Origin of the sequence: Nocardiopsis baichengensis YIM 90130, assembly GCF_000341205.1 — a bacterium.
Classification (GTDB): domain Bacteria; phylum Actinomycetota; class Actinomycetes; order Streptosporangiales; family Streptosporangiaceae; genus Nocardiopsis_A; species Nocardiopsis_A halophila.
The window spans coordinates 104,248-115,821 of the sequence record NZ_ANAS01000023.1 but is presented as its reverse complement, the minus strand read 5'-3'; the positions used below and the strand labels follow the sequence as shown (position 1 = coordinate 115,821).

Sequence of the window (11,574 nt, the reverse complement as noted above, 5' to 3'; positions counted from 1 at the left end):
CCGCCGGCCCCGCCTGTCAGTCCCGCTCGCCGGGCCCGGTCCCGGTCCGCCCCGACTCGGCCCGGCGCTTCTCCAGCGCGTCCTCCAGCTCGTCGGTGACCAGGTGCTCGGCGACCACCATGCCGCGGGTGTAGGACACCCGCCCCAGGGTCTGGGCCAGCACCGGCATCGTCATGAACTGGAACACCGCCACCAGCGCCAGCGGGAGCGCGGTGCGCAGGTCAGGCAGCCGGAAGGCGGCCCCGGCCAGGATCAGCAGCAGCGCCACGGTGTCGGGCTTGGTGGAGGCGTGCATGCGCCCGAGCAGGGTCGGGAAGCGCACCATGCCGATCGTGCCGGTCAGCGCGAACAGCGCCCCGAGGGGCAGCAGGACCGCGGTGGCCCAGTCAGTCGCGGTCATGGGCCCTCCTCTCGGCGAAGCGCGCGGCGGTCAGGGTGGCCACGAACCCCAGCAGGGCGATGGTCACCATCACCCCCACGTAGGAGGAGTCCCCGCGCACCGCGACCTGCAGCGCGATGAAGCTCACCAGCAGCACCGACACGGTGCTCAGCCCCACGACCCGGTCCAGCACCGACGGGCCGCGCACCAGCCGGTAGACGGCCAGCAGGACCGAGGCCCCGAGCATCACCGCCGTCGCCGCGAAGGAGTAGTCCAAGGCGTTCACCGCTCCTCCCTCCCCGCGGCGCGGGCCGCGTGCATCGCGTGCTCGGTGGCCTCGAAGTCGGCGATGTCCGCCGTCGAGCCGAAGGCGCGCACGAAGAGCTCCTCGATGCGCCGCACGTCGCGGCGCAGCCTCGGCACGTCGCCCTCTCCGCGGATGGGGATGCCGTGCACGTAGATCACGCCGCCCTCCCGGTCGAGTTCGATGGTCTGGCTGCCGGTGACCAGCGACAGGCCTCCGCTGACCATGGCCATGAGCAGGTCGGAGTCGGTGCGCAGGGGCACCGCGACGATCGCGCCGCGCACCCGGTGCGGGCGGTCGAAGGTGAAGTAGGCCATCTGGACGCTGGAGGCCAGCAGGTCCCAGAGGATGCGCACGGCCAGCCGGGCCGCCCACAGGGGGCGGAACCGCAGCCGCACCGGCAGGTGCGGGAGCCGGGCGGCGGCGTAGCAGCCCGCCCCCACGGCGAACCCGGCGATGAGGGTGCCGGGGCTCGCGTCGCCCCACAGCACCGCCCACATGACGGTCAGCCACAGCACCATCGGCAGGCGCCCCAGCAGGCGCACCCCGGCACCGTTCACGGCGTTCACGACGCACCTCCCAGGACGGCCTGCAGGTAGGCCCCGCCGCCGAGCAGGTCGCGCGCGGCGGTGAAGGCCAGGTCGGTGAGCGGCCCGGACAGCGCGGCCAGGACCAGCCCGAGGGCCACCATCGCGCCGGTGGCCCCCGCCATCAGCAGGGCGCCCCCGGAGCGGCGGCCCCGGAGCCGCTCCCCGGCCTCGACCACGTCGGGCAGCGGGACGCCCCAGAAGGCGCGCACCCACACCCGGAAGATCGCCATGAGGGTGAGCAGGCTGGTGGCCACGCCGGCGGCGACCCCCGTCCAGGCGAGCCACCCCCCGGCCTCGGCCCCGGCCTGGAAGAGCGCCACCTTGGCCACGAAGCCCGACATCGGCGGCAGCCCCGCCAGGCTCATCGCCGGAAGGAAGAACAGCAGCGCCAGCATGGGCGAGATCGCGGTCAGCCCGCGCAGCGCGCGCAGCGAGGTGTGCCCCACGTACTGCCGGATGAGCCCGTTGACCAGGAACAGGCTGGCCTGCACGACGATGTGGTGGACCAGGTAGACGATGACCCCGGCCAGCCCGGCCGCGCTGCCCAGCGCCAGCCCGAAGAGCATGAAGCCGATGTGGCTGACCAGCGCGAAGGACATGATCCGGTTGACGTCGTCCTGCACCAGGGCGCCGAGGATGCCCACGACCATGGTGGCGATCGCCAGCCACATGATCACCGCCGAGGTGTCGTCCCGGGCGAAGAGCAGCGTCTGGGTGCGGATGACGGCGTAGACGGCCACCTTGGTCAGCAGCGCGGCGAAGATCGCCGAGATGCGGGTCAGGGCGACCGGGTAGCTGTCGGGCAGCCAGAAGTGCATCGGCACGATGGCCGCCTTGATCCCGAACACCACCAGGAACATCAGCGCCAGCACCATGCGCAGCGGCTCCGGCGCGGTGTCGAGGCGCAGCGCGATGTCGGCCATGTTCACCGTGCCGGTGGCGCCGTAGACCAGCGCGATCCCGGTCAGGAACAGGATCGAGGAGGTCAGGCTGACCACGGTGTAGATCATGCTGGCCCGCACCCGCGCGCGCGTGGGCGCCTGGGTGATCAGCGCGTAGCTGGCGGTCAGCATGATCTCGAAGCCGACGAAGAGGTTGAACAGGTCCCCGGCCAGGAAGCTCAGGCACACCCCGGCGGTCAGAACCAGGTAGATGGGGTGGAAGACCGCCGGTGTGGCCCGGCTCAGGCCCGCGGTGTCCTGGCCGATCGCGTACAGGAGCACGACCAGCAGGACGACCGAGGAGACCAGCAGCAGCAGCGCGGTCAGCGGGTCGGCGACGACGGTGATGCCGATGGGGGCCTCCCACCCGCCCGCCTGGGAGGTGAGCACCGTCCCGTCGGCGGTGCTCCGCACCAGCTCGGCGGCGGCCAGCACCACCAGGAGCAGCGTCACGACCGAAACGGCCTGCTGGCCGCGGCGGTAGGAGCGCAGCAGCAGCGCCGCCGCGGCGCCCAGGACGGGGACGAGGAAGGGGACGGCGAGGAGTGTGGTCATGCCGACTCCTCCGGTTCCTCAAGACGGCTGATGCGGCGGTCCTCAAGGTCGTCGGGGACCTCGTCGTCGCCGTCGCCCAGCCACACCCGGTAGGCCAGCGCGAGCAGGAACGTGGTCACGCCGAAGGTGATGACGATGGCGGTCAGCGCCATCGCCTGGGGCAGGGGGTCGCTCATCTGCGAGGCCTCGCCCGGGAGCAGCGGGGGCAGGGTGATGGCCCGGTCGGTGAGCATGAGCGACAGGTTGGCCGCGTGGCCCAGCAGCAGGATCCCGAAGACGACGCGCATCAGGGAGCGCTGGAGCAGCAGGTAGAAGCCGCAGGAGTAGAGGACGCCCACGGCCAGGATCAGGACGAGACTCGGCGCCGGCGTCACTGCGCACCTCCCTTGTTGCGTGCGCGCCGGCGCCGCCGCCCCGCGCGCGCTTCCTCCTCCTCGGCCTCCATGCGCGCTCCCAGCGCGGCCACGACCGACAGCACGAGTCCGACCACGATGAGGAACACCCCGGATTCGAACACGAGGTAGCTGGCGAACGTGACCTCGCCGAACACCGGCAGGTCGGCCTTGGCCTTGAAGACCTCCAGCAGCTCTCCGCCGCCGAACAGCGGAAGCCCCGCGGTCACCCCGGACAGCAGCAGGCCCAGCGCCAGCAGGGTGTTGGGCTTGAGCGGCATGCCGGCGGCCAGCTCGTGGCGGCCCCCGGCGATGTAGCGCAGCACGAACGCCATGCTGGCCACCAGCCCGCCGGCGAACCCGCCGCCGGGCCGGTCGTGCCCGGAGACCAGCAGGAACACCGAGAAGACCAGCACCGAGGGGACCAGCAGCCGGACGGCCACCTCCAGCAGCACCGACCGGGGTCCGAAGGCCGGGCTGACGACGGTGCTGAGCCAGCGCTCGCGGGGCGCCTCCCAGCCCTCGGGGGGCGTCCCCGCCCCGGTGGACACCTCGCTCATCGGGCGCTCCCCTCCTCGGCATCCGGGCCGGGCACCCCGGGCACCGCCTCGGGGGCCTCGGCCGCGGGCTCGTCGACGACCCGGTCGCGCCGGTTGAGCAGCACCAGGGACGCCACCGCGACGGCGGCGGTGGCCAGCACCACCACCTCGCCGAAGGTGTCCAGCGCCCGGAAGTCGGCCAGGATCGTGTTGACCAGGTTGTGGCCGCCGGCCTCGTCGGCCCGCCCGGCGTAGTCGGCCCCGACCGGGGACGCGGTGCGGGCCGAGGTGGCCAGCCACAGGGCCAGCGCCACGAACGTCCCGGCGGCGCCGGAGAGCAGCACCATCAGGCGCTTGGGCCAGCCGGGCGGGCGCACCGAGAACGTCGCGGGCAGCCGCCGCAGCACGAAGACCAGGATGACCGTGGTCAGCGTCTCCACCAGCACCAGCGTCAGGGCCAGGTCCGGGGCGCCGTGCAGGACGAACAGCCCGGCGATGGCGAACCCGGTGGCGCTGAGCAGGATCAGCGCGGCGAACCGGCGGTGCTCGCGCAGCGCGGCGATCGCGGTGACCGCCATGACCAGGGCCAGGAGCGGCTCCAGGGGGCTGTCCCACAACCGCAGGTTCTCGCCGGCCGGGAGCGCGGCCTCACCGGTCCCCAGCGCCCAGGCCAGGCGCGCACCGGGCAGGGCCAGCAGGGTCGCCAGGATGATGCCGAGGTAGGCGGGCAGCGAACCGGTCTGAAGGCGCCGGGTGATGCTGAGCGCGACGGCGTACACCCCGTGCACGAACAGGTGGTAGCCGATCTCGGCGTTGGGGCCGCGCGGCAGCCGCGCCTGGGCGCCCTCCACCGCCGCGCGCCAGTGGAACAGCGCGTATCCGGCGGCGATCACCAGCCCGGTCAGCAGCAGGGGCGGGCCGATTCCGTGCCAGAGCGCCAGGTGGTACGGGGCGCCGTGGTCGGGGTAGGCCGCGGCGTAGGCCTGCGCGATCGGGTCGAGGGCCCCGGGGAGCAGCCCGAAGACGAGGCTGAGCGCTCCGAGGCCGACCGGGGCGGCGAGGAAGGCCGCCGTGGGGCGGTGGAAGTGCGGCTCGGCCACGCCGGGCTTGACCGCGAACGCCCCCCACCAGAAGCGCGCGCTGTAGCCGAAGGTCAGCACCGAGGCCAGGACGATCCCGGCGAGCATGGCCGCGGCCGCGGCCGGCGGCAGCTCGGCGGTGTGGCCGGGCAGGAACGCCTCCAGCGCGGCCTCCTTGGCCACGAAGCCCAGCAGCGGGGGCAGGCCCGCCATGGAGGCGGCGGCCGCCCCGGCCGCGACGGCCAGCACGGGCATGCGGCGGCGGAGCCCGGTCAGGGCGCCGATGCTGCGGGTGCCCGTCTGGTGGTCGATCACGCCGACCGTCAGGAACAGGCAGGACTTGAAGAGGCCGTGGGCCAGCAGCGCACCGGCGGCGGCGATGGCGGCGGTGTGCGCGCCCATGCCGCCGAGCAGCATCAGGAAGCCGAGCTGGCTGACGGTCCCGTAGGCCAGGAGCAGTTTCAGGTCGTCCTGGCGCAGCGCCCGCCAGCCGCCCAGGACCATGGTGGCCAGGCCGAACACCAGCACGAGCGCGCGCCAGGGGTCGGTGTCGGCGAACCCGGGGGCCAGGCGGGCCACCAGGTAGACGCCCCCCTTCACCATGGCGGCGGCGTGCAGGTAGGCGCTCACGGGGGTGGGCGCCACCATCGCCCCGGGCAGCCAGTAGTGCAGGGGCGCCTGCGCGGACTTGGCGAAGGCCCCGGCCAGGACGAGCACCAGCGCCAGCGGCACCAGGGGACCGTCCGGCGGCGACTCCACCAGGGCCGAGATCCGGTAGGTGCCGCCGGCCTGCCCCAGCAGGACGAACCCGATGAGCATCGGCAGACCGAGGCCGGCGGTGGTGATCAGGGCCTGCAGGGCGGCGCGGCGCGCGCCCTCCTTGCGGTCGTCGTGCCCGACGAGCAGGAAGGAGGTGACCGAGGTCAGCTCCCAGAAGACGTAGAGCGCGAACAGGTTGTCGGCGGTGACCACGCCGAGCATGGCGCCGGCGAACAGCGTCATGACGGCGGCGAGCCGCCCCAGGCCGCGCTCGCCCGCGCGGAAGTAGCCGGCGCTGTACCAGAAGATGGCCGCCCCTACCCCGCTGACCAGCAGCACCATGGCCAGGGACAGGGCGTCGAGGCGGAAGTCCAGGTCGATCCCGAGGGCGGGCACCCAGGCCAGGCGCGCCTGGGCCGCGTCCCCCGCGAGCACGGCGGGGGCCTGGGCCAGGGCCCAGGCGGCGGCCAGCGCGAGCGGGACGCTGGCGGCGAGGAAGGCGCGCGCCCCGGCGGCCCGGGCGAGCGGGGGCAGCACGACCGCGACGGCGGCGTGCAGGGCGATGATCAGCGGCAGCAGCATGGACCTCGTTGTCGGCGGCGGGGTCGGGCGGCACCGGGCACGGGCGGGCCCGGCGGGGCGGTGCGGGGGATACAAGGTTAGCGGCGGCGCCCCCGTACGGCTTGACTCCCACACGAGGGCGTGTAACATTCGCCCGCGCTTTTCCGTAATGCGAAATGATCACGTTCCGTGTTTTCGGGTCGCCACCAGCGCATTCCCCCGTCGGCCCCCGCGCGCCCCCGCTCGCATTCCCGGATCGCACGTGGGAGATCTCACCAAACGGAACGGGCATCACCCGACCCGGGGGCGGCGCCCGGCCGCGCCCGGACCACGTCACGCAACGTAGCCCCGCTCGACCGCTCCTCCGAGCGCCTCCGCCCATCGCAGCACGGCGTTAACGGAACCCTAACGGTGATCTGCGCCCCACCGGAGGGGCCCGTCCGTGCGCCCCGGTTCGCGAAGGTCCCCGGGTCGGGCCAGAATTGGCGGCATGGCCCGTTCAAGCACTCCGTCTCCGCCCGAGGAGCTCGCCGAGAAGATCATCGACATCGACGTCTCCGAGGAGATGCGCGGCAGCTTCCTCGAATACGCATACTCGGTGATCTACCAGCGCGCCCTGCCCGACGCCCGCGACGGGCTCAAGCCGGTGCAGCGGCGGATCCTCTACCAGATGAGCGAGATGGGGCTGCGCCCCGACCGCGGCCACGTCAAGTGCGCCCGCGTGGTGGGCGAGGTCATGGGGCGCCTGCACCCGCACGGCGACGCGGCGATCTACGACGCGATGGTGCGGATGAGCCAGGCCTTCGCCATGCGCGTGCCGCTGGTCGACGGGCACGGCAACTTCGGCTCGCTCGGCGGCGACGACGCCCCGGCCGCCATGCGCTACACCGAGGCGCGCATGGACCGGGCCGCGGAGATGATGGTCACCTCCATCGACGAGGACGTCGTCGACTTCCGCCCCAACTACGACGGCCAGGAGAACGAGCCGGAGGTCCTGCCCGCCGCCTTCCCCAACCTCCTGGTGAACGGCGCCTCGGGGATCGCCGTGGGCATGGCCACCAACATGGCCCCGCACAACCTGGGCGAGGTCGTCGCCGCCGCGCGGCACCTGCTCGCCAAGCCGGACGCCCCGCTGGAGGAGCTCATGGAGCTCGTCCCCGGGCCGGACCTGCCCACCGGCGGCACCATCGTGGGCCTGGACGGGATCCGCGACGCCTACGCCAAGGGCCGCGGCACCTTCCGCACCCGGGCCACCGTCTCCATCGAGAAGGTCTCCCCCCGGCGCATGGGCCTGGTCGTCACCGAGCTGCCCTACAGCGTCGGGCCGGAGAAGGTCGTGGCCCGCATCAAGGAGCTGGTGCAGACCAAGAAGCTCCAGGGCATCGCCGACCTGAAGGACCTGACCGACCGCAACCAGGGCCTGCGACTGGTCATCGAGCTCAAGAACGGCTTCAACCCCGAGGGCGTGCTGGCCGAGCTGTACCGGCTCACCCCCATGGAGGAGTCGTTCGGCATCAACAACGTGGCGCTGGTCGACGGCGAACCGCGCACCCTGGGCCTGCGCGACCTGCTCCAGGTCTTCGTCGACCACCGCCTCGAGGTGGTGCGGCGGCGCAGCGAGCACCGGCGCGCCAAGCGCCGCGAGCGGCTCCACCTGATCGACGGCCTGCTCATCGCGCTGCTCAACATCGACGAGGTCATCGCGCTCATCCGCGCCTCGGACGACACCGCGGACGCGCGCACCCGCCTGATGGACGCCTACGGCCTGTCCGAGACCCAGGCCCGCTACATCCTCGACACCCCGCTGCGCCGCCTGACCAAGTTCGACCGGCTGGAGCTGGAGAAGGAGAGCGAGCAGCTCAAGAAGGAGATCGACGAGCTGACCGCGATCCTGGAGTCCGACGCCAAGCTGCGCAAGGCGGTCTCCAAGGAGCTGGCCGAGGTCGCCAAGCAGTACGGCGCGCCCCGCCGCACGGTGCTGCTGGAGAGCGACGGCGCCGCCCGCACCTCCTCGGTCCCGCTGGAGGTGGACGACGCCCCCTGCGCCGTGCTGCTGGGCGCCGACGGGATGCTCGGCCGCAGCAAGGGCGCGGCGGTGCCGCGGGTCTACGACGGCCTGCGCGCCCGGCACGACGCGGTGGCCTGCGCGGTTCCCGCCCGGCTGCGCGGCGACATCGGGCTCGTCACCGACCTGGGCCGGGCGATCCGGCTGCCGGTGGTGGAGGTGCCCGAACTCCCCGACGCCGGGGACGAGGCGCCGCCGCTGGCCTCGGGCCTGCCGGTGCAGGAGTTCGTCTCCCTGGAGCCGGACGAGCGGGTGGTCGCCCTGGCCTGTATGGACGGGGACGGCCCCGGCCTGGCCCTGGGCACCGAGCAGGGCGTGGTCAAGCGCGTGGCACGGGACTTCCCCGCCAACAAGGACGACTTCGAGGTGGTCGCCCTCAAGGACGGCGACCGGGTGGCCGGCGCGGTGCAGCTGGCCACCGGCGAGGAGGACCTGGCCTTCGTCACCTCCACCGGGCAGCTGCTGCGCTTCCCCGCCTCCTCCGTGCGCGAGCAGGGGCGGGCGGCCGGCGGGGTGGCGGGCGTCAAGCTCGCCGAGGGGGCGCGCGTGCTGTGGTTCGGCGCGGTCGCCCTGCCCGAGGACACCGTGGTGGTGACCGTGGCCGCTGCCGCCGGCGACGGCGCGCTGGTGCCCGCCGAGGGCGGATCGGCCAAGGTGACACCGTTCGAGGCCTACCCCGTCAAGGGGCGGGCCACCGGCGGAGTACGCTGCCACCGCTTCCTCAAGGGCGAGGACGCCCTGGTGTTCGCCTGGATCGGCCGCGCGCCGGCCCGGGCCTCGCGGGCCGACGGGGGCCCGGTCCGCCTGCCCGACATGGACCAGCGCCGGGACGGCTCGGGCGAGCCGATCATGCGCGCGATCGCGACGGTGGGCAGCGGACAGCACGACACCGGTTTTCTGGAGCGCCCCGCCGAGTGAGGCGCTCCGGGCGCCCGGCCGCGAGGGACGGCCGGGCGCGCATCCACGGGACACGGGAGGAGTCCGCGATGAGCAATGCCTTCGACGACGTGATCGGGGCCAACGACGCCTACGCCCGGGAGTTCGGCCTTGCCGGGCTGCAGCCGGTGGCGGCACGCGGCCTTGCGCTGGTGACCTGTATGGACTCGCGCATCGAACCGCTGGACATGCTGGGACTGGGGCCCGGCGACGCCAAGATCCTGCGCAATGCCGGCGCCCGGGTCACCGATGACACGCTGCGCACCCTGGTGCTGGCGGTCTACCTGCTGGGGGTGGAACGGGTGCTGGTGCTTCCGCACACCAAGTGCAAGATGGCCTCGGTCTCCGGTGACGACGAGGTGCACGACCTGATCAAGGAGCAGTACGGAGTGGACACTCGGAGCCTCGAGTTCCACACCGACAACGACCAGATGGGGGCGCTCAAGCACGACCTCGAGCGCGTCCGCCACCACCCGCTCCTGCCCAAGGACCTCCCGGTCGCCGGGGCACTGTACGACGTGGACACCGGCAGGATCGAGCTGGTCGACGCCTGAGCGGGCGCCGGTCGGCCGATCGGCTGCGCGTTCCGGTGGACGGAGCGGTCGCTCCAGCACACGCTCTCGCCCGCCGGGCGCGGCCCGTCTGCTCCGGCGCCCCGCTCCCCCGGCGGCACCTGGGAATACGGCGCCTCCCGCCACGGTTGTGACGCCCGACGGCGGACTCCCTACGAGAGGTGCGCTGATGCAGGGTTCCACCTACGAGACCTTCACCGTCGGCCGTTTCTACTTCGAGATGGGCGACCCGATCGCCGCTGCCCGGGTCCTGGCCCCGCTCGCCGAGGAGGAACCGGAGAGCCGCTCGGTTCTGGAGCTCCTCGGCCGCGCGTATTTCCACTCCGCCCAGCTCACCAAGGCCGAACGGACCTTCCGCCGCATCGTCGAGCTCGACCCGTGCGACAGCTGGGCCCACCTCGCCCTGGCCCGGTCCCTGGAGCGCCAGAGCCGCACCGACGAGGCGGCCACCCACCGCAGGATCAACGCCGCGATGTCCGGCGGCTCGCTGGACTGACCGGAGGCCGCGCCCGCGGCCCGGAGCGAAGGGACGGCCCCCGCCGCAGGGGGCCGTCCCTCTTTCCGCGCCCGGGGCGGCAGGGGCGCCCGGGGCCGCTCGGCGCTAGGCTGCCCGCATGGACGGTTCCTCTGCATCCGCGCCCGGCAACGGGCCCGTGGACCGGTCGTGCGCGCGCACGCGGGGCTGGGTCGACGAGGCGGTGCGCAGGGTCGTCGCCGACGCCAACCGCTCGGCCGACACCCACCTGCACGCCTTTCCGCTCCCCGAGTCCTGGGGCATCGACCTCTACCTCAAGGACGAGTCGGTGCACCCCACCGGCAGCCTCAAGCACCGGCTCGCGCGGTCCCTGTTCCTGTACGGGCTGGCCAACGGCTGGATCCGCGAGGGCACCACGGTGGTCGAGGCCAGCTCGGGGTCGACCGCCGTCTCCGAGGCCTACTTCGCCCGGCTCATCGGGGTGGACTTCGTGACGGTGGTGCCGCGCTCCACCAGCCCGGAGAAGATCGCCCTGATCGAGCGCTACGGCGGGCGCTGCCACTACGTGGACCGGCCGCCGGACATGTACACCGAGGCCGAGCGGCTGGCCGCCGAGTCCGGCGGGCACTACATGGACCAGTTCACCTACGCCGAGCGGGCCACCGACTGGCGCGGCAACAACAACATCGCCGAGTCGATCTTCGAGCAGCTGTCCATGGAGCGCCACCCCGTCCCGCAGTGGATCGTGGTGGGCGCCGGGACCGGCGGCACCTCGGCCACCATCGGCCGCTACCTGCGCTACCGGCGCCACCACACCCGGCTGGCCGTGGTGGACCCGGAGAACTCGGCGTTCTTCCCCGGCTGGACCACCGGCGCCGCCGACTACGCCACCGGCATGCCCTCGCGCATCGAGGGGATCGGGCGGCCCCGGATGGAGCCCAGCTTCGTGCCGGACGTGATCGACGTGATGGTGCCGGTGCCCGACGCGGCGAGCATCGCGGCCATGCGGCACCTGGACCGGGTGACCGGGCTGTGCGCGGGCGGATCCACCGGCACCAACATGTGGGGCGTGTGGCACCTGATCGCACGGATGCTGCGCGAGGGCACCCGTGGCAGCGTCGTCACCCTGATCTGCGACGGCGGCGAGCGCTACCGGCACAGCTACTACGACGACGCGTGGGTGGAGGACCGGGGCATGGACCTCAAGCCCTACACCGCCGCCATCGAGCGCTTCCTGGAGACGGGTGACTGGGAGCCGCCCGAGGCGTAACGGCCGTCGGGGCGGCGGTGGTCGCGGGGGAACGCGCCTACCGGCCGGGCGCAGCGTGCACAGGCGTGCACGTCCGGCCACTCGACCGGGTCGTGTCCGCCGGCGTGGTGGAACCTTCGGCCGCGTCCTTCTGAGCGGTGCGACCGCTGCGGCGCGA

11 protein-coding genes are annotated in these 11,574 nt (G+C 73.3%); 4 read left to right on the top strand and 7 right to left on the bottom strand.

What is annotated here, in order from left to right:
* Window positions 1-16 precede the first annotated feature (16 nt).
* Genes mnhG through mbhE form a run of 7 tightly spaced genes read right to left on the bottom strand, consistent with a single transcriptional unit; the run spans window position 17 to window position 6,120 of the window.
* Entirely contained in the window at window positions 17-400 is a 384-nt protein-coding gene (gene mnhG / locus C892_RS0119570) for a monovalent cation/H(+) antiporter subunit G (protein ID WP_017539334.1), read from the bottom strand.
* Window positions 387-665, bottom strand: a complete 279-nt coding sequence (locus C892_RS0119565) for an MrpF/PhaF family protein (protein WP_017539333.1) — start codon at window positions 663-665, stop codon at window positions 387-389. Before C892_RS0119565 ends, mnhG begins: the two co-directional genes overlap by 14 nt.
* Entirely contained in the window at window positions 662-1,252 is a 591-nt protein-coding gene (locus C892_RS0119560; protein ID WP_017558544.1) for a Na+/H+ antiporter subunit E, read from the bottom strand. Before C892_RS0119560 ends, C892_RS0119565 begins: the two co-directional genes overlap by 4 nt.
* Entirely contained in the window at window positions 1,249-2,769 is a 1,521-nt protein-coding gene (locus C892_RS0119555) for a Na+/H+ antiporter subunit D (RefSeq protein WP_017539331.1), read from the bottom strand. The genes C892_RS0119560 and C892_RS0119555 overlap by 4 nt, the downstream gene beginning before the upstream one ends.
* A complete protein-coding gene (locus C892_RS0119550) occupies window positions 2,766-3,143 on the bottom strand; it encodes a sodium:proton antiporter (RefSeq protein ID WP_017539330.1) in 378 nt (125 codons plus the stop codon). The genes C892_RS0119555 and C892_RS0119550 overlap by 4 nt, the downstream gene beginning before the upstream one ends.
* Window positions 3,140-3,721, bottom strand: coding sequence for an MnhB domain-containing protein (locus C892_RS0119545; RefSeq protein ID WP_017539329.1), 582 nt, complete (start codon window positions 3,719-3,721; stop codon window positions 3,140-3,142). Before C892_RS0119545 ends, C892_RS0119550 begins: the two co-directional genes overlap by 4 nt.
* Complete coding sequence (gene mbhE / locus C892_RS0119540; protein WP_017558543.1) at window positions 3,718-6,120, bottom strand: hydrogen gas-evolving membrane-bound hydrogenase subunit E; 2,403 nt, start codon at window positions 6,118-6,120, stop codon at window positions 3,718-3,720. Before mbhE ends, C892_RS0119545 begins: the two co-directional genes overlap by 4 nt.
* A 469-nt stretch (window positions 6,121-6,589) precedes the next feature.
* Here mbhE and C892_RS0119535 point away from each other — a divergent pair, with 469 nt between their 5' ends.
* The 4 genes from C892_RS0119535 (at window position 6,590) to C892_RS0119520 (ending at window position 11,417) form a co-directional block, all read left to right on the top strand.
* A complete protein-coding gene (locus C892_RS0119535) occupies window positions 6,590-9,082 on the top strand; it encodes a DNA gyrase/topoisomerase IV subunit A (RefSeq protein WP_017539327.1) in 2,493 nt (830 codons plus the stop codon).
* Between the two features lie 68 nt (window positions 9,083-9,150).
* Complete coding sequence (locus C892_RS0119530) at window positions 9,151-9,654, top strand: beta-class carbonic anhydrase (protein ID WP_017558542.1); 504 nt, start codon at window positions 9,151-9,153, stop codon at window positions 9,652-9,654.
* Between the two features lie 187 nt (window positions 9,655-9,841).
* Window positions 9,842-10,168, top strand: coding sequence for a tetratricopeptide repeat protein (locus tag C892_RS0119525; protein WP_017539325.1), 327 nt, complete (start codon window positions 9,842-9,844; stop codon window positions 10,166-10,168).
* Between the two features lie 118 nt (window positions 10,169-10,286).
* Complete coding sequence (locus C892_RS0119520) at window positions 10,287-11,417, top strand: L-cysteine desulfhydrase Cds1 (protein WP_040685506.1); 1,131 nt, start codon at window positions 10,287-10,289, stop codon at window positions 11,415-11,417.
* The last annotated feature ends 157 nt before the right edge of the window (window positions 11,418-11,574 follow it).